Genomic DNA, 19,149 nt, shown 5'->3' with positions numbered 1-19,149 from the left:
TGAAGCCTTTTTTTAAATACATTCGGACATCGGACATCGGACATCGGACATCGGACATCAGACATCAGACATCAGACATCAGACATCAGACAATTATAGAAATATGATCAAAATATACCACAACCCAAGATGTAGAAAGTCCAGGGAAGGATTGGAACTTTTGGAGAACACAGGAAAAGAGTTTGAAATAGTAAAGTATTTGGAAGATATCCCGTCTAAAAGTGAGTTAAAAGAAATTTTAGGGTTTCTTGGCATGTCCCCAATGGAACTGATCCGTAAGAACGAAGCCATTTGGAAGGAAAATTATAAAGGGAAAGAACTTTCCGATGATGAAATCATTGCCGCCATGGTGGAACATCCCAAACTTATTGAGCGGCCTATTGTAATCAATGGAAAAAAGGCCGTTGTTGGTAGACCGGCTGAAAAAATCAATACCTTGCTATAAGATTGATGCTCAGAGGTATTTATATCAACATTAGTATAGATTTCCTATTTTTGAAAATTGAATCGACTGTCATGAAAAAAGTGCATACCTTAAGTATTATCACCCTATTGATAGGGTTACTTTTTACAAGTGAGACTTTTGCCCAGTATGGATATGGTTCTCCATATGGAAATCGATATGGTAGAAGACAAAGTACACTCCCTCAAGTACAGTCTACCCCAAAAGAAGAGGAGCCCCCCACAGCAGAAGAGGTGGTAGATTCGCAGATGCCCTCGATTACAGAGGCTTTGGGCCTTAACCCTTTTGAGGAGGCCGTAGTGCGTACTACTTTGGTACAATCAGTTCAAAAACGGATAGAACTTCAAATTTTGGGTCTTGAGCCATTGAAGGCCAAGGAGGAAATGGAAAAGATTGAAAAGAAACAAAATGAGGAGTTAAAGGCCGGCTTGCCAGAGGACAAATACAACGCATTTATGGAACTCCAAGAGAACCGCTTCAAATCCAAGAAGAAAAAGAAGAATAAGAAAAAGAAAAAAGATTAACAAATCGTTAAGGTCATTGACGGGCCCAATTGTGCTGTTGACAGATATTAATTTCAGTTCTTCTGAATTTCCTACCACATTTGTCGACTTAAAACCAAACTATGCACAAAATCATCATCCCGTTATTTCTATTCGCTTTATTTGCGGTAAATATCCAAGCTCAAAATTCCATCACCATTTCTGGAAAAGTGGTGGATCAAGACTCCGGTCAACCGTTGGAGTATGCCACTTTTGTGCTGCAAAACGCCAACAGCCCCGATCAGGTCACCGGTGGAATAACAGATTTGGATGGCAAGTTTGAGGTTGAGGCTTCGCCAGGTCAATATAATATCCGGGTTGAATATATTTCCTATAAAACCTACGCCCGTACCAATCAAACCTATAACGCTTCCACAAATTTAGGTTCCATTATCCTAGCTCCTGATGTAGCACAACTACAAGAAGTTGAAGTCGTCGGGGAAAAAACCACTGTGGAGGTAAGACTGGATAAAAAGGTCTATAATATTGGAAAGGATATCACCACTAGTGGAGGAAATGTAAGTGATGCATTGGGCAATATTCCTTCTGTTTCCGTGGATGTTGAAGGGGCCATAAGTTTACGAGGCAATGAAAATGTGCGGATATTGATCAATGGAAAACCTTCCGCTCTAGCAGGGTTTGGTTCAACTGATGCCCTACGTCAATTACCGGCAGATGCCATTGAAAAAGTAGAGGTCATCACCAGTCCGTCTGCCCGTTATGATGCAGAAGGAACAGCTGGAATCCTGAATATTATCCTCAAAAAGGAAAAGACATTGGGTATCAACGGGTCCGTGAATACCACCGTGGGCATTCCTTTCAATGCAAGGGCAACGACCAATTTTAATATTCGTACTGAAAAGTTCAATATTTTCAACACATTGGGGTATTTCCACAGGGAATCTCCGGGAGAAGGAAGAAATGACAATACCTACCTTTCTGATGCTAGCCAGTTTGATCGAATCATTGAAGAAAGGGATATCAGTCGAAATGACGATGGTTTTAACATAAATCTTGGGATGGAATATTTCCTAACGGATAAATCTTCGATTACCGGTAGTGTTTTCTTTAGATGGTCCGATGAAAATGACCTGACGGAAAACGACAACCAGCGTTTTATAGATAATAACTTGGACAGCCGAACCTTTAGAACGGAAGATCAAGGCGAGGATGACCGTAGCAGTCAGTATTCCTTAAATTATACCAATAACATAAATGATAATGGCCACAAGCTTACCGCAGATTTTCAATATTCAACGGATGATGAGGATCTTTTGACGGTTATACAGGAAAACAACACTTTTCCAAATGACAATTTGTTGGCCCTTGAGAACATTTATGAAAAGCAAACCCAAGATGATATTTTGGCCCAGATAGATTACGTTCTACCCATGGGCGATGCACAATTTGAGGCAGGTTACCGAGGTAATTTTGAAAAGGAAATCAATGATTATCAATTGGATACCTTGAATCAAGGTACAGGCAATTTTGAAACCAATACCGACTTGACCAATATATTTACGTACCACGAAAACGTAAACGCACTCTACACCCAATATGGTAACAAGTATGGCAAGTTCTCTGTTTTGTTGGGCCTGCGTTTGGAAAATACCCAAATGAAAGGGAGTGTGGATTCTGACATTGATGGCGCTGTATTGGATGAACTCATTGGGGAAGATGTTGACCTTAATTTTGATAAAAATTATTTGGGTCTATTCCCTACGGTAAACTTAGTTTTCGAAATTTCCGAGACCCAGAACATCTCTCTTGGATATAACAGAAGGATCAACAGACCAAGAGGTTGGTTCATCAACCCGTTCCCGTCAAGATCTAGTAGGACCAATGTTTTTCAAGGGAATCCGGACCTTGACCCTGCATTTGCCAATGCCTTTGATTTGGGATATATGAAAAGATGGAAAACCTTGACCTTCACTTCTTCCATTTACTATCAAAAGGAAACAAGGTCCTTTGAGTTCATTACGGAAGAAACGGGCCAGGTAACTTCAGATGGTATACAGATTATCCGATCTCTGCCCATAAACCTATCCACCAATGAACGTGTTGGTGCGGAAGCAGGTGTAATGTACAGTCCTACAAAATGGTGGAGATTGAATGGGAGCGTCAACTTCTTTATGTTCAGTACAGATGGAGAGTTCAACAATGTAGATTACGGTGCCTCCAACTCAAGCTTTTTCACTAGATTGAGTTCCAAGTTCACACTGCCCGCTAAAATGGAACTTCAGGCAAATTCATTTTATATGGGTCCACGGCAAAATGCCCAAACCGAAACCGAGGCAATGTTTTCTTTGGATATGGCATTGAGCAAGGACTTGTTCGAGGATAAGGCTACACTTTCATTGAATGTAAGTGATATGTTCAACTCAAGAAAGCGCCAATCCTATACACAAACTGCTTCGTTTATCAGGGACAGTGAGTTTCAATGGAGAAAAAGACAGGTGAACCTATCATTTATATACCGATTTAACCAGCCCAAGGATAGAAGGCAAGGAAACCGACCCGACGGGGATGAACGTGGTGGTGAAGAGCAGGGAGAGTTTAAAGGCGGAGGAAATTCCTAAGCTGGGGACAAAAAAAAGAAGCCAAAAGGCTTCTTTTTTTTTATTTTCTTTTTTTATTCTTCGAGCTGGGCTTTTTTGGCCTCGCGTTTTTCTTTCATCATTTCCCTAAGGTTGCCGACCAACCAATAAGGGACCACAAAGGTCAATAAGAAAATCATCAACCAAAAACCGATGGTCAATATTGTCAAAAAAGCTAAAAATCCTAGATATTGGTCAAATTCGAACATTATTCTTTCCTTTTGTTCAACAAAGATATAATGAAAAAGTATTATCAAGCAACTACCAAGATACTTTTATGCCTTTTTTGAACCAAAAATTTTCTTTCGAAAAGTACCAAAAAGTGCAGCGGCCCCAACGGCAATAATTTTCCAAAATTTGAGAAGCGCTGCAAAAAAACCAACTTTCGTCAAAATTTTACCAGCAATCAAGCCTCCTATCCCATAGGCAGCAACATCGTCAAAATCCGGATCGAAATCTGAATATCTATAACCTTCATTAAACTCGGTACTGGATATTACTTTATCCACATTTTGTTCGACCAACGATAACTGATTCATATCACTTATTGCATTCAGGTTTAAATATCCTTTTCTTCCCAAGATCCTAATGTTATAGTTCAAGGTATTTTCGTCTTCTCCCTCAAACTTAATTTCTTTGGCCCAATATAACTTCTTTGTATTTTGATCATAGTAGGGTTGTGTTGCCCAACCAACAATTTCAGCTGTGGGATATCCCTGTTCTGTTCGGAATTTATTTTCTTCTATGGCGCTTTCCTGCATTTCTTCCAGCAAATCGTCATAATCAATGTCATCAGCATCACTATCATCGATATACCCCTCTTCAGAATAGGTAATCTCAATCGCATAGGTGAAATTCTCTCCTATAATGGGAGTGTCCTCAGGAAACAACATTCCTAAATTTTCAGAAGGAGGGTTCCCCCATAGTTCTGTCAAAACCCTTTTGCTTTGATCTCCATCAAGATATTTGTATCCATTGGGAACATTCAAAGTTGCCAAATCACCTCCAAGTATAATGGTTCCTTTTTGATACGTAAACGAATTATTGATGCTATCAATAATTCGTTGATAGGCAATTTCATCAATTTCGTTATAAGTTTCAGTGGAATCTGTTTGGGCAAATGAAGTGTATGTACCCAAGAATAAGGCTAAGTAAACTAAGTTTTTCATGGTTAGCGAGTTGTTAATGGGTTTTCAATTAACCAATAATTTGTTAAAAGAAAAAGCTGTATTACAAATTTTAGTCAAAAAGCAACATTATTGGGTTCATGTAGATGCATGATATTTTCATGCTTATCTTTGTTACATATTATCAATTATCATATTCCAATGGATTTCAGAATAGAAAAAGACACCATGGGCGAGGTAAAAGTGCCCGCAGACAAATACTGGGGGGCGCAAACCGAACGCTCCCGAAACAATTTTAAGATTGGCCCTTCGGCTTCCATGCCCCTGGACGTGGTCTATGGCTTTGCCTATTTGAAAAAAGCCGCGGCTCATGCCAACCATGAACTGGGTGTTCTTGCCGTGGAAAAAAGGGATTTGATTTCCCAAGTCTGCGACGAAATCCTGTCCGGAAAACACGATGACCAATTTCCATTGGTGATTTGGCAAACAGGATCCGGGACCCAAAGCAACATGAATGTCAATGAGGTAGTTGCCAATAGGGCCCACGAAATTGCCGGCAAGAAAATTGGGGAAGGCGAAAAAACCATCCAGCCCAATGACGATGTGAACAAAAGCCAGTCTTCCAATGACACTTTCCCCACAGGAATGCACATTGCCGCCTATAAAAAGATTGTAGAGGTAACCATTCCGGGAGTGGAACAACTCAAAAATACCTTGGAGAAAAAATCCAAAGAGTTTAAGGAAGTCGTGAAGATTGGGCGTACCCACTTAATGGATGCCACTCCCCTAACCTTGGGACAAGAGTTCTCCGGGTATGTATCACAGTTGGAGCACGGACTGAAGGCCTTGAAAAACACATTGCCCCATTTGAGCGAACTTGCCTTGGGCGGAACTGCCGTAGGTACTGGACTTAATACCCCAAAGGGCTATGATGTCCTTGTTGCCAAATACATTGCGGATTTCACCAAACTTCCATTCATAACTGCTGAAAACAAATTTGAAGCTTTGGCGGCACATGATGCCATTGTGGAAAGCCACGGCGCCCTTAAACAATTGGCAGTGTCGCTCAACAAAATTGCCAATGATATTAGAATGATGGCCTCAGGTCCCCGTTCCGGAATAGGGGAAATCATTATACCGGCCAATGAACCCGGAAGCTCCATTATGCCCGGTAAAGTAAACCCCACACAATGTGAAGCACTTACCATGGTGTGCGCACAGGTATTAGGCAACGATGTGGCCATAAGCGTTGGCGGCACGCAAGGCCATTATGAACTGAATGTATTTAAGCCCATGATGGCCGCAAACATTCTTCAGTCGGCCCAACTATTGGGTGATGCCTGCGTGAGTTTCGATGAAAACTGTGCAGTGGGTATTGAGCCCAACCATCAAGTGATCAAAACCCTTTTGAACAACTCCTTGATGTTGGTTACAGCGTTAAATACTAAAATTGGATATTATAAAGCTGCTGAAATTGCCAATACAGCCCATAAAAATGGTACAACCCTACGGGAAGAGGCCGTTAATCTTGGGTACGTTACCCCAGAAGAATATGATGCTTGGGTAAAACCGGAAGATATGGTGGGCAGCTTAAAATAGTTGCTAACCTTCTAAAAAAAAACAAAAGGCCCGTCCAAATTGGACGGGCCTTTTATGGTTTATGGATAGTGTGTGTATTATTTCAACTCAAATTTGGAAGTACCCAACAATTTCAACTTGTTGTCATAAACATTGACCATGTAGTTTCCTTTTTGGTAGTCACCAGCAGGTTTGTTTACGTAATCACATACATCCAAGGAGCTGTTCTCATAATAAAAGTTGGTTCCTTTGCTGTATGTAATGGAAGCTCCTTCCTCAGTAGCTTTGGTCAATCCTTCTCCAAGAACGTTTCCTTGAGGACCCAATACTTCAATGAAGAACTCCCTGTCACCAGCCTCGGCAATAGTGTTGTTGGCCACTGTAAAACATACTTTAAGTTTATCGGTAGCCCTTGCTCTTGAAGTAGATACCAATTTACCGCTACTTCTTTCCTTAACAGCATCTACGCTGATAACAGAAAGGTTAAGTGCAGAACCTCTTTCCACAGCATCGGCCAATTGGGTGTTCTGTACGATCAAGGAATCGTTGAAAACAGTTTGTTTTTCCAACTCGGTGAACGTACTGTCGCGCTGCATGGCCAACAAGCTGTTGGACTGTGTCAAGGAATCTACTTGTTTCAATAGTTTTTCTCTTTCAGCCTTTAGAACGCTTACTTGTCTTCTGTATCTTGAAAGGGAAGCGATATCGGCTTTCATACCCTGTACTGAATCGATGTACTTTGCAATGTTGTCCCTAGCGGCAACCAACTCTTCGTTAGTGGCGTTGCTTTCAAGGATAGCTTTGTCGTACTCAGATTTCAAGTTGTTCAAATCTTCAACAACCAACTCCTTTTCTTGTGTAAGGGCTTGAGTGGTCTCCTTTTTATCTTGGTAAAGGCTAACAGTGTAGATAATGGTTCCCAAAAGAACTACACCCAACAAACCAGCAATTACCTTCAATCCGTTGTTATTTTTTGCTTCTGTCATAACTTTTTGTGTTAATTGATTCTCGTTTAAGGTTTTTAATCAATCGTGTTTGGTTTATATACGCTTCAGATTATTGTTTGGATCATTTGAAATAAAATAATCTTAAAAAAATCACTGTAAAGATTCAGATACCTTAATTTTAAAGGAACTTCAAAAGAGTCGTCATGATAAAAAAAATTACCATTTTGTGTTTAGGAATTGCGTTGATTGCCAGTTGCAAGTCAAAAAATAAGTCACAGGAGGAAACCCATGAAACCGTTTTTGAAAGCAAAATGGATATCCCTTCAGAAGTCTCTATCATACCTATTGAGCATGCCACTGCAGTTTTGGAATGGAATGATGTTACCTTATATATAGATCCTGTAGGAGGGAAATCTGCTTTTGAAGGACAAAACAGCCCTGATATAATTTTGGTGACGGATATACATGGTGATCATTTTAATTTGGAGACCCTCCAAGAAGTTTCAACAGAGAACACTACAATTATTCTTCCCCAAGCTGTTGCAGATGAAATTCCAAGCGAGTCTACCTTGGCCTTGTATATCATGAACAATGGGGACACCAAAACCCATTCCGGAATAGCGATTGAAGCCATTCCCATGTATAATTTACGGGAAGAAGCGTTGGATTTTCATACCAAAGGACGTGGAAATGGGTATCTCTTGACTATTGGTGGGCAGCGTCTCTATTTTTCTGGGGACACCGAGGACATTCCGGAAATGAGGGCCCTAAAAAACATTGACAAGGCTTTTGTGTGCATGAACCTTCCCTATACCATGACCGAAGATAGTGCCGCGGATGCCGTTTTGGAATTTCAACCCAAGGAAGTCTACCCATACCACTATAGAGGTCGACCCGATGTAAGTGATGTGAAAAGGTTTAAAGAGCTTGTAAATAAAGGGAATCCCAGTATTGGGGTAATCCAATTGGATTGGTATCCGAATGACGATTTTTGATGGAATAAAATATTTCCCCTACATTGTCGTTAAGATAACAGACTTAACCAAATCAAAAAATACTTTACCATGGCTCCCAAATCCCATGTTTTAGTAGCTATTGCATTTTTCTGTGCACTACAAGCTGCTTTTTCCCAATGTGACAATTTTTATTCCAAGGTGACCTATGCGCTGAACCATTGCAAAAAAGGAATGTCGGCCACCAATTTTGAGCACCAAATGTATTATGCTGAAAGGGCTTTGACGGCCCTTGAAAAATCGGAACAGTTCAAAAATGAATGTGATTGCGCCAAGGCAGAGAACAAAACTTTAGACGCCTTGGAGACCTTGGACAAAGCCATTGAACCCGTTGATTGGGAAGCTGGCAGGTACTTTACCAAAAAGGCCCTTGGGCAAATCAATGACCTGATCACCATTTTGGATGAATGTACTTTAGGTGCTTCTACCACGGTGACCATTGCTGATAATGCGACCACCACTATGGAACACCAGGCCCATGCTGATGATGAAGCTCCTGAAAATGCTATGGAAATGGAGATGATCAAGGTATTTGAGAAACACTCCAGCGAAAAACTAAATTCGGCCAAAGAGGCCATTGACCAGCTTGTGGAGCTTTCAAAAACCATTGGAACCCTAAATGGCAACAGCATTGACTCCAATAGTTTGGAGTATCACCAAAAAGCCTATCTGGAAAATGCCAGAAAACTTCTTGAGGAAGGATTGAAAAATATCGGCGGAGAAGAGTAAAATTCCCGTCTACCTAATAAGTTTCTTGTATTTGATACGCTTGGGCATGATATCCGTTCCCAAGCGTTTCTTTTTATTCTCCTCATAATCGGAGAAAGATCCTTCAAAGAAATATACCTGTGAATCCCCTTCAAAAGCCAAAATATGGGTGCAGATCCTATCCAAGAACCATCTGTCGTGGGAAATGATCACGGCACAACCTGCAAAATTTTCGAGACCTTCTTCCAAAGCCCTCAAGGTATTCACATCCAAATCGTTGGTGGGCTCATCCAAAAGTAAAACGTTGCCTTCTTCTTTTAGAGTCATGGCCAAGTGAAGTCGGTTACGCTCTCCACCGGAAAGCATGTTTACTTTCTTATTCTGCTCACTACCAGAGAAATTAAATCGGCTTAAATAGGCCCGGGAATTCACTTGCTTCCCTCCCATCATCACCAATTCTTGTCCATCACTGAAATTCTCCCAAATACTCTTTTCTGGGTCGATGTTAGAATGAGATTGGTCCACATAGGCCAGTTTGGCGGTATCCCCAACAATAAACTCGCCTTTATCCGGGGTTTCTTCTCCCATAATCATTCTAAAGATGGTGGTCTTACCCGCACCGTTGGGGCCAATTATTCCAACAATCCCTGCTTGGGGTAGATTGAAGTTTAGGTCTTCATACAACAATTTATCCCCATAAGCTTTGCTTACCCCCTTGGATTCAATAACGTTGGTGCCCAATCGGGGTCCATTGGGGATGTAGATTTCCAGTTTTTCTTCCAACTGTTTTTGGTCCTGACTAAGGAGTTTGTCATAATTCTTCAGACGGGCCTTTTGCTTGGTCTGTCTTCCTTTGGCTCCTTGACGAACCCAATCCAACTCACGTTCCAAAGTTTTTTGTCTTTTGGAGGCCTGTTTGCTTTCCTGTGCCAAACGCTTGGCCTTTTGGTCCAACCATCCAGAGTAATTCCCTTTCCAAGGAATGCCTTCACCTCTATCCAGTTCCAAAATCCAGCCAGCTACATTATCCAGGAAATAACGGTCGTGCGTTACGGCAATCACCGTTCCCTTGTATTGTGCCAAATGGTGTTCCAACCAATGTACGGACTCTGCATCCAAGTGGTTGGTAGGTTCATCCAACAATAGTACATCGGGTTCTTGTAGCAATAACCTGCATAAGGCCACACGTCTTCGTTCCCCGCCAGAAAGCACCCCAATCTTCTTGTCTGATTCAGGCGTACGCAGCGCATCCATGGCAATCTCCAATTTGGTGTCCAGTTCCCATGCGTTCGATGCGTCAATTTGATCTTGAAGTATCGCCTGACGGTCCATCAACTTTTGCATCTTATCGGCATCTTCATATACTTCGGGAAGACCGAACATATCGTTGATCTTATTGTATTCGTCCAAAATAGCAACGGTCTCGGCAGCGCCTTCCTTGACGATTTCAAGTACGGTCTTTTCTTCATCCAATTGAGGTTCCTGCTCCAGATATCCTACCGTATATCCTGGGGAAAATACCACATCACCCTGATAGTTCTTATCCACTCCGGCAATAATCTTGAGCAAGGTGGATTTACCGGAACCATTAAGACCCAGAATCCCAATCTTAGCCCCATAGAAGAAGCTGAGATAAATATTTTTGAGTACGGGGGTATTGGCCGTTTTAAAGGTCTTGGTAACCCCGGACATTGAAAAAATGACCTTTTTATCGTCTGACATTTGGTTGTGTTTATAGAATTAAGAAAAAGAGAACTTATACCCGTCCCTTGAGTGCGTTGAAAACCCAAGCTACGGCAAAAAAGCCTATGCCTACTGCTCCAAAACCGTATCCGGCCACTTCATCGTACTTGAAAGCGCCAAGAGCTATCATTCCGATTCCCACAAAAATCATAATCCAAGTGGCCCAAGCGAGCACAGTATTTTTGTTCATTCCCATATATATCGTTCAGTAGAAGTCCAAATATCGTAAAAAATGGACTATTCCAAAATGGTTATTTGTCGATTATCCCTCAAAAGGGAACCGAATCCCGCATTTTTCACGCACAGTGTCCAGTAATTCAGCCACATCCAAACTATTTTGATGCGTCCACAAATCACTTTCCACTTTCTTCGCCCTCAAGCATTGGTGCACCTCCAAAATCTCGTAATAAAACCCTATTCCTTTTAACGGATGTTCAAAAGTTTCAGAAACACCATCTTTCAGTAAAGTATACCCATCTGCCTCATGCCATCGGGAGGGAAGAAAGATTTCACCTTGGCTTCCTGATAGTTCCGCTTCGGTACGGGTTCTACTGGTAAATCCACTATACAGCACGGCTTGCGCCTGGGGATACTGGAAAATCATTGAGGTCTGTAATTCCGTTCCATTAGGGTGAAAATTTGATGCTGCAAATATTTCCTTGGGCTTGCCCAAAAATAGGTAGGCCAAAAAAATGGGATAAATACCAATATCCAATAATGAACCGGAAGCCAAATCAAGGTTAAGCACCCGGGAATCCTCATCCCTGTCCAAGGCATAAAACCCAAAATCCGCATTAATGTGGGTCAAATCCCCTATCTCCCCATTATCTACCAACTGCTTTACTTTTTGAATGGCCGGATTAAAACGGGACCACAGTGCTTCCATAAGAAAAACCTTGTTCCGTTGGGCCGCATCCACCATTTCCTGCACCTCTGGTTTGCTCACCCCCAAGGGTTTTTCGCAAAGTACGTGCTTACCAGATTCAAGGGCTTGCAAAGTCAATGCTTTGTGGAACCGATGTGGGGTGGCAATATAAACCACATCCACAGTGTCTGAAGCAAATAGTTCCCCATAGCTTCCAAACACATTTTCAATGGCATATTCGTCGGCAAAATCCTTTGCCTTGCCCAATGAACGGGAAGCTACTGCTGCAACCTCGGCATCTTCCACCAATTGTAAATCCGATATAAACTTCCGTGCAATTTTTCCCGGGCCCACGATGCCCCACCGTATCTTAGTTTCCATATGGAATCAAAAGTAATGATTATAACTCCTTATCTTTAGCCAATAAGAAGAAATTGACAGTACATGGATATCAACTTCAATAAAAACGAAGACCATAATAAATTGATGCTTTCCCAACTGCGGAAACGACTAGCCGAGGTTAAACTTGGAGGGGGAAAGAAACGCATTGAAAAGCATCACGAAAAGGGCAAAATGACCGCCCGTGAGCGTATTGATTATTTGTTGGACCCCGATTCCAATGCTGTTGAAATTGGCGCGTTTGCAGGAGATGGAATGTATGAGGAGCATGGTGGCTGTCCGTCTGCCGGGGTGGTGGTGAAAATAGGATATGTCCAAGGAAAGCAATGTGTGGTGGTGGCCAATGATGCCACGGTGAAAGCTGGAGCCTGGTTTCCCATTACCGGAAAGAAGAATCTAAGAGCACAGGAGATTTCCATAGAGAATAAACTGCCCATTATCTATTTGGTGGACAGTGCCGGGGTATACCTCCCTATGCAGGATGAAATTTTCCCGGACAAAGAGCATTTTGGTCGCATTTTCAGGAACAATGCCATCATGAGCAGTATGGGCATTACCCAGATTGCTGCGGTTATGGGCAGTTGCGTGGCCGGCGGGGCCTATTTACCCATTATGAGCGATGAAGCCCTTATTGTTGATAAAACAGGAAGCATTTTCTTGGCAGGCAGTTATTTGGTAAAAGCGGCCATTGGTGAAAGCATTGATAACGAAACCCTGGGCGGGGCCACCACACATTCCGAAATCAGTGGAGTCACGGATTACAAGGCCAAGGATGATAAGGATGCGCTCGATAAAATTAAAAGTATCGTGGGCAAGATCGGTGATTTTGACAAAGCTGGTTTTAATCGGGTTGAAGCAAAAGACCCAACGGAAAACCAAGAAGATATTTACGGTATCCTCCCAAGTTCACGGAGCGATCAATACGATATGCTTGAAATCATAAAACGATTGGTGGACAACTCCGAGTTTGAACAATACAAAGAGGGCTATGGTAAAACTATTTTGACCGGCTATGCCCGAATTGATGGTTGGGCCGTGGGCATTGTGGCCAACCAACGGAAAGTGGTCAAGACCAAAAAAGGCGAAATGCGTTTTGGTGGGGTCATTTATTCTGATTCGGCCGATAAAGCCACCCGTTTTATTGCCAACTGCAACCAAAAGAAGATTCCCTTGGTGTTCCTGCAGGATGTAACCGGTTTCATGGTAGGCAGCAAGAGCGAGCATGGGGGCATCATTAAGGATGGTGCCAAAATGGTGAACGCGGTTAGCAATTCCGTGGTACCCAAATTCACCATAATCATAGGAAACAGCTACGGGGCAGGTAACTATGCCATGTGCGGCAAAGCCTATGACCCTAGATTGATCGTGGCTTGGCCCAGTGCCGAACTTGCCGTGATGAGTGGAAACTCAGCCGCAAAGGTGCTGTTGCAGATTGAGAAGGCTTCCCTTGAAAAAAGTGGACAACCTTTGGATGCCGAAAAGGAAAAAGAATTGTTTGATAAAATCAAACAGCGGTATGACAACCAAATATCCCCCTATTATGCCGCGGCACGGTTATGGACGGATGCCATTATAGATCCCTTGGATACGAGGAAATGGATCAGCATGGGGATTGATGCTGCCAACCATGCCCCCATCGAGAAAAAATTCAATATGGGTGTACTTCAGGTATAGCTCAATCCACAGAGAATTTGGCCAATTGGACCTCTTCCTCCACTTCCTGTAAACGGATTAAAAATTCCTCTTTTCTTTGGTTAGGCTTTCCAAAATTGTACTCAACACTACATTTTAGAAACGTAGCCGCTTTGTTGGCAGGGGTTCTGTTCCCGTCATAAGTGACGTTCAAAATCCATTCTCCCTTGGTATCGGAACCCACAATTTCAAATTGCTCCGTGGAATTCCCGTTTTCCAGTTCATCCAAGATTCTTTTTCGGTCCCCTACCTCAGTATGTTCCCAAGTGAAAAATCGTTTCTGCGGATTTACAAACTGTACGGAAAATTCAGCATCTGGTTGGTTCCAATCCAACACCAACCGGGCATTATAGGTAAGGTTGTTGTGGTATTTTGGGTTGACCTTTGAGATATCCAACTCCGCCCTATGTTTGTTCACCAAGTTTCGTACCTCTGCTCCCACTACCTTTTCCATTCCCCTAAAATTCAATTGAGGATTGGCTTCGCCCGTTAGCATCCCATTGTACATATTGAGTGCTTCCTGATAGTTTCCCAATTGTTCTTGTGAAATGGCCACATCCAAATAGGATTGAATCTTGTTGGGAAACACTTCGAACAATCGGTTGGCCGCCAAAAGGGCCATACTATGATTTTCGATTTCCACGGACCGCAGATATAGGCTTCTCAAAGTGCCATAATCGGTGTCCTCGCTTTCCAAAACATTGGACAAAATACGCAAGGCAATTCCTGGACTGGTCCCAAAAAAGAAATTGGAGACATCCAAGAAATACGATGGTTCATTTTGATATTTTGCCCTTTGGGCAAGATAGATATCATACGCCTCCCTGATATTTTTGCCTCCTTTTAATTCCTTTAAATATGGAGTGACCAAGGTTTTGGTATTTACCTTGATTTTTTCTTCGTAGATATTATCGGTCAAACGGGCCAAGTCCTTCTTCTCACCGGTTTGCTTGGCATATGTTGCCGTTTTTGTGGTGATCAACAATACTCCGTTAGCCCCCAAACTACCATATTTATTGGTAGCGGCCAAACCCTTTAAAACCGTGATGTCTGCAATGTTTTCCGGATTTACAAAATCTGTACTGTACACCACTCCACTGTGTGATCCTGATTGTCTCAGAGGAACCCCATCGACCACAATCAGACCATAAACATTTCCCAAAATAGTATTCCGAGGACGCATTCTGACTTGGCTCAAATCTTCATTATTCCCCAAATTGACTCCTGAAAATTTTCCCTGTACGGCCATATTGACCGTGGATGCGGCATCAGGGATATCGTCTTCAGTAATGGATTGAACGGCATAACCCACGGCATCTTTGTTCTCTTCCCCATAGGCTGTGATTATCTTTTCTTCTGGTTCTGCTATTCTTTCACTCACCACTACTTCCTGTAACTGTACACCTCCATCGCCCAATGAAAAATTCATCGTCTTGGAATCCCCCAAAACCTGTTTTTCCATTTTGTCTCCGTACATCGCAATAAGGGTATCCCCTGGCTTCCCATGAATACTGAAGCCTCCTTTTTCATCCGATCTTACTTTGTCCTCCTCGTTACCTTGGATATAGACTTCGGCATTGGACAAACCTGCAGTACCACTTAAAATGGTTCCAGAGTATTCCTCAATGGGGTCAATGGATTCATCCATCTCTTTCTTTTCCATAAAATTCACCACATCACCATTATTCATGATAGATAATAAATTAAGGCTTCCTCTATCAAAGCTCTTATTACTATTAATGATGAACAATTTTCCTCCAAAGTTGGGGGTGCTTGTCCCGAGATTCTGTCTTCCATCGGTGAACAAGAGTATGGTGCCACCGGTTACATAACTTCCTAAGGATGCATAGGATGTAGCGCCATCATAAGAAAGTCCTTTGAGTTTTTCCTTAATGTCGGTCCAACTACCAGCGGAAACCACAAAGTCATGCTTTGACAAAACTTGATCACTAAAGGTCAGAACAGTAACCTTGGCATTCTGGGCTGTTTTAAAGTAAGCATCCAAGAAATAGAAATCCTTTTCAATATCCCGGTTTTGCATAGAGAGGGATACATCCCAACAGATGGTAACATTCTCGGTGTTTTGGGCCTGTACATGAGTTCCCCAAAAAACCCCAAAGGCGAGAATCATTATAGACAATAGCTTGGTCATTTTTAAAATGTTGTTGTGGAGCTACCATTTTTTATTTGGAAAAGGGCCTGGTTAATGTTTTTAGCGGTAAGTTTAAAAACTTTGATTTCCTTACGCTGGTTTTTGGTGCCAAAATCATAGAATATGGTGGCTTTAAGATACGATGGGGTCAAGCTTTTGTTCCCTAAATATTTGACATTTATTGTCCAATTGCCTTGAATGGGTTTGTAGAACAGATAATCTTCAGATGAAAACCCGTTGGTTTTTTCTTCTTGAATTCGCTCTGCATTGGAAAACATCGTATGTTCCCATAAATAATATTGATTCTCTGGGTTGACCAACTGAAGCTCAAACTCTGCTTCGCTGTTATTCCATTCGAACAACAAACGGACACCGTCAAAATCCTCGTCTTCTGTCTGGACGACACTTGTACTTCCTATTAGGGAACCTTGTCTGGAAAACAGGCTATTGATATCTCTTTTAATGATGGGTGCAAAGGTTTTGGAAGAATCCAAAAGTGATTTCTCCACTAAATCAAAATAGCGTGCATAGAGGACCACAGCACTTTCCACCGCACCCATATTTTCATAACTCCTTGCCAAGTCCGAATAGGATTGGGCGTAATGGGGCCTCATGGCAAAAATCTGTTTGTATAGGTCACTGGCCCATTCGTACTGGTTTTGTTGCTCCAGTAGATATGCCAATGCCTTGAGTACTGTAGGATCCGTGGCAAACTTGTTCTGAATTTCTTCACCAATGGTTTTTTGCATCTCACCATCTTTCCACTTTTCACCAAAAAAAGAAAACATATCCAGATAGAAAAAAGGAGAAGTTTGATACTTTTTCTCCAATTCCTGATATAGCGCAATACCTTCTTCTTCACTGGCAACCACAGATAGTTCCTCTATATATTTTGGGAGCGCCATCTTGGAAATGGCCACGGCACTTCCTTTTTCAAAATAATTATCCCGTCGCCGGGCCAAATCGTAAGGTTTATTCGTTCCAGGTTCTCTTGTTGCGTAATTACCCGTTTTTGTGTTGATCACTATAACTCCACCTGCCGATCCCGTTCCATATTTGGAGGCTCCCGCCAAACTACCAATCACTGCCACCCGCTTGATATTATTGGGAAGGACAAAAGTTGGCGCGGTTCTATACACCATACCATCCACTTCATAAATTGCGCTTTGGCCCAAAAGTTTCTTCATAGTATTAAGATACATCACCGGGATATTTGGATCATCCGGTGATGGCTCTATAATTACCCCCGGAAGTCTTCCTTGAAGTGCCCGAACCAAATCAATGGCTGCCGGGTTGAGCTCATCCCCATCAAAAATTCTCAGGGAATACCCCACCCTATCTTTGTCCAAAATACCGAATCCGGTTTTGATCAGGTTTTTGTTGGATTCATACTCATACAACAGTTCTTTTTGGGTTTTCTTTTTTTTCTTGGTCACCACTACTTCATCCAATTGCTCAATATTGGGATACAAGGTCACGTTTAAGACCGAGGTAATGTCTTCCACAATGATTTCAATGGTCCGCATACCCACATAACTATAAACCAAAGTCTGTCCTTCATCCACATAAATTTCATAGGTTCCATCCGTGTTGGACTGCACGCCAGTGTCTGTACCCTTCACGGCAATGTTGACATTGGATATGGGTGATGCCCCATCCGATACCCTACCCCATACCTTCTTTATCTGGGATTGGGAAAAAATCATTGAAAACGATAACAGGAAAACGGTAAACACAATTTTACGAAGCATGGCGATGTGTTTTTTGGCTAATTTCCTACAAGTTAAAAATATTATTTAAATATTTAGTTCCCTGCACGTTACGAATTAAAACCGTATCACAGTCATCCAGCTATTAAGGAAATAAAAGCCTTCCTCCCTAAGTTCGCCAGAACCAAAAACCCATTTTACATGGGTATAGGTCAATAGCCTTGTTGCTGTTTTATCCTTGGGATCAGTAGTAATTCGGTCTGCCTGCCATTTACATATCTGAAACCGTTCTCTCCATAAAAGCCAGCTTCTTCCAACATAATGCGAATGTCCCGTTTCCATTCGGGTATGTTCACGGTAGCATTCAATTCTATGGCATAAACCGTATTAGGGTTTAGGGGGTAGTTTTCACCATCGTCCTTCATAACCCCTCCTTGTGCATCCCACATGCCAATAGTAGTCCCTGCAGAGTGGCCATATGTTCCCAACGGATGGGTATAAATGGCTGGTTGCAATCCATTATCCTTGGCATCTTGTAGTGCTTTGGCCAATATTTGGTTTCCTGTTCTTCCCTTGATCATGTTTTTGGTAAGGAAATCCTGCACTCGGTTTCCGTCGTACAGGGCATTCACCAAAAATGAAGGGGCTTCCGTTTCCCCAGGTTTGAGTACATAGGCCAACTCCTGACAATCTGTATTGAGGCGCAAATAGGTAATTCCAAAATCGCAATGCAAGAGGTCCCCTGGCAGTATCACCATATCATCTGGACGGCCTGAAAAGGAATATAAATGGCCCACCAATTCTTCACTATTCCGCTGGATGTCGACAGTTGGATGAAACCATGTTTCCAGTCCCAGGTCGGTCACTTTTTGTCGCATCCACCATTCCACCTCAGTGGTTGTGGTCACCCCGGGAGTGATCACTTTTTCCGAAAATGCTTCTGCAATGATATCGTGGGTAATATCCACCAATTGATCGTAGATGACCATTTCACGTTCGGTACGGGTTTCAATCCAACGTACGGCCAATGATTCGGCGGAAACCACTCTTGAATGGAATTTCTTGGGTAGATTCTGCATGAACTCATCGTAATCTGTTTTGTCCAAACCATCTGCAATATTGTGGTCTTTGGAGAAGTTCAATCCAATTTTGTTTGGGTTTCGCTCTGCGATCAACTCCATTAACCGCTTCCATTGATCGGGTTCCTTTTCCTTGTCCCATGCCGAAACGATGCTTTTCCCGACATTATAACGTGCCACGGCGAGCTTGTCCATGGTGTTCTTTTCCTTGTCCCGATAAAACAGTAGGATGGTCCTTCGCCTTGCGTTCAACCAGGTGGCAGGAAGCATGGTCCGAAGGACCGGGTCTTCATTGTATTCCCGTGAAATCAATATCCACATATCCACCCCTACATCATCCATCAACTTTGGAAGTAGATTGGTAAACCGATCTTCCAGCAATTCATCTACCACCCGAGCGCGTTCCACTTCGGGAAGGATTTGTTGGGATTGCAATACAAAACATGAAAATATGCCAAGGATGGTAAACAGTCTGTTCATAGGGTTGATTTTGGATGAAGTTACAAAATCCATCCATATCCAATCAATGTGGCAT

General features: G+C 42.3%; 16 protein-coding genes. 7 read left to right on the top strand and 9 right to left on the bottom strand.

All coding sequences use genetic code 11. From position 1 onward, the window contains the following. Positions 1 to 103 precede the first annotated feature (103 nt). The 3 genes from arsC to ACPD8L_RS03005 all read left to right on the top strand — a co-directional run bounded on the left by arsC (position 104) and on the right by ACPD8L_RS03005 (position 3,584). Positions 104 to 445 carry an arsenate reductase (glutaredoxin) gene (gene arsC / locus ACPD8L_RS03015; RefSeq protein ID WP_116218898.1) on the top strand — a complete coding sequence of 114 codons (342 nt, stop codon included), beginning with the start codon at positions 104 to 106 and terminating at the stop codon, positions 443 to 445. A gap of 71 nt (positions 446 to 516) precedes the next feature. After that, positions 517 to 987 carry a hypothetical protein gene (locus ACPD8L_RS03010; protein ID WP_421809296.1) on the top strand — a complete coding sequence of 157 codons (471 nt, stop codon included), beginning with the start codon at positions 517 to 519 and terminating at the stop codon, positions 985 to 987. A gap of 101 nt (positions 988 to 1,088) precedes the next feature. Beyond that, entirely contained in the window at positions 1,089 to 3,584 is a 2,496-nt protein-coding gene (locus ACPD8L_RS03005) for a TonB-dependent receptor (RefSeq protein WP_116218900.1), read from the top strand. A 53-nt stretch (positions 3,585 to 3,637) separates the two neighbouring features. Here ACPD8L_RS03005 and ACPD8L_RS03000 read toward each other — a convergent pair whose 3' ends face one another. Next, a complete protein-coding gene (locus ACPD8L_RS03000) occupies positions 3,638 to 3,811 on the bottom strand; it encodes a hypothetical protein (RefSeq protein ID WP_165357395.1) in 174 nt (57 codons plus the stop codon). A 66-nt stretch (positions 3,812 to 3,877) separates the two neighbouring features. Further along, entirely contained in the window at positions 3,878 to 4,771 is an 894-nt protein-coding gene (locus tag ACPD8L_RS02995) for a DUF2167 domain-containing protein (RefSeq protein WP_116218901.1), read from the bottom strand. A gap of 159 nt (positions 4,772 to 4,930) precedes the next feature. Here ACPD8L_RS02995 and fumC point away from each other — a divergent pair, with 159 nt between their 5' ends. Beyond that, the gene (fumC, locus tag ACPD8L_RS02990; protein ID WP_293300312.1) at positions 4,931 to 6,328 is read left to right on the top strand and encodes a class II fumarate hydratase; all 1,398 of its coding nucleotides are present in this window, start codon (positions 4,931 to 4,933) and stop codon (positions 6,326 to 6,328) included. A gap of 77 nt (positions 6,329 to 6,405) precedes the next feature. On the opposite strand, the gene ACPD8L_RS02985 is transcribed toward fumC, so the two are convergent. Further along, positions 6,406 to 7,293 carry a hypothetical protein gene (locus ACPD8L_RS02985; RefSeq protein ID WP_116218903.1) on the bottom strand — a complete coding sequence of 296 codons (888 nt, stop codon included), beginning with the start codon at positions 7,291 to 7,293 and terminating at the stop codon, positions 6,406 to 6,408. Positions 7,294 to 7,457: 164 nt separating this feature from the next. Between ACPD8L_RS02985 and ACPD8L_RS02980 the strand changes: the two genes are divergently transcribed. Together ACPD8L_RS02980 and ACPD8L_RS02975 are read left to right on the top strand one after the other, a co-directional pair. Next, the gene (locus ACPD8L_RS02980) at positions 7,458 to 8,249 is read left to right on the top strand and encodes an MBL fold metallo-hydrolase (RefSeq protein WP_423941777.1); all 792 of its coding nucleotides are present in this window, start codon (positions 7,458 to 7,460) and stop codon (positions 8,247 to 8,249) included. A 69-nt stretch (positions 8,250 to 8,318) separates the two neighbouring features. Then, the gene (locus tag ACPD8L_RS02975; RefSeq protein WP_423941775.1) at positions 8,319 to 8,996 is read left to right on the top strand and encodes a hypothetical protein; all 678 of its coding nucleotides are present in this window, start codon (positions 8,319 to 8,321) and stop codon (positions 8,994 to 8,996) included. Positions 8,997 to 9,005: 9 nt separating this feature from the next. Here the strand turns inward: ACPD8L_RS02975 and ettA are convergent, their stop codons facing one another. The 3 genes from ettA to ACPD8L_RS02960 form a co-directional block, all read right to left on the bottom strand. Continuing rightward, positions 9,006 to 10,697, bottom strand: coding sequence for an energy-dependent translational throttle protein EttA (ettA, locus tag ACPD8L_RS02970; RefSeq protein ID WP_423941774.1), 1,692 nt, complete (start codon positions 10,695 to 10,697; stop codon positions 9,006 to 9,008). A gap of 34 nt (positions 10,698 to 10,731) precedes the next feature. Beyond that, entirely contained in the window at positions 10,732 to 10,908 is a 177-nt protein-coding gene (locus ACPD8L_RS02965) for a CAL67264 family membrane protein (RefSeq protein ID WP_231562643.1), read from the bottom strand. A 72-nt stretch (positions 10,909 to 10,980) separates the two neighbouring features. Further along, positions 10,981 to 11,964 carry a Gfo/Idh/MocA family protein gene (locus ACPD8L_RS02960; protein WP_423941772.1) on the bottom strand — a complete coding sequence of 328 codons (984 nt, stop codon included), beginning with the start codon at positions 11,962 to 11,964 and terminating at the stop codon, positions 10,981 to 10,983. Positions 11,965 to 12,027: 63 nt separating this feature from the next. On the opposite strand from ACPD8L_RS02960, the gene ACPD8L_RS02955 reads away from it, so the two are divergent. Then, on the top strand, positions 12,028 to 13,656 hold the full coding sequence (locus tag ACPD8L_RS02955; protein ID WP_423941770.1) for an acyl-CoA carboxylase subunit beta: 1,629 nt from the start codon (positions 12,028 to 12,030) through the stop codon (positions 13,654 to 13,656). Position 13,657: 1 nt separating this feature from the next. Here the strand turns inward: ACPD8L_RS02955 and ACPD8L_RS02950 are convergent, their stop codons facing one another. From ACPD8L_RS02950 to ACPD8L_RS02940, 3 genes are all read right to left on the bottom strand, one after another. After that, positions 13,658 to 15,826, bottom strand: a complete 2,169-nt coding sequence (locus ACPD8L_RS02950; RefSeq protein WP_423941768.1) for a TonB-dependent receptor plug domain-containing protein — start codon at positions 15,824 to 15,826, stop codon at positions 13,658 to 13,660. 2 nt (positions 15,827 to 15,828) lie between these two features. After that, positions 15,829 to 17,577: a carboxypeptidase-like regulatory domain-containing protein gene (locus ACPD8L_RS02945; protein WP_423941767.1), complete on the bottom strand. Its 1,749-nt coding sequence runs from the start codon at positions 17,575 to 17,577 to the stop codon at positions 15,829 to 15,831. A 170-nt stretch (positions 17,578 to 17,747) separates the two neighbouring features. Next, positions 17,748 to 19,094 (bottom strand): M24 family metallopeptidase, encoded by a 1,347-nt coding sequence (locus ACPD8L_RS02940; RefSeq protein WP_423941765.1) that lies wholly within the window; start codon positions 19,092 to 19,094, stop codon positions 17,748 to 17,750. Positions 19,095 to 19,149: the final 55 nt, after the last annotated feature.

This window comes from Flagellimonas algicida, from assembly GCF_049629585.1.
GTDB lineage: Bacteria > Bacteroidota > Bacteroidia > Flavobacteriales > Flavobacteriaceae > Flagellimonas.
This window is presented reverse-complemented; position numbering and strand designations above follow the sequence as displayed.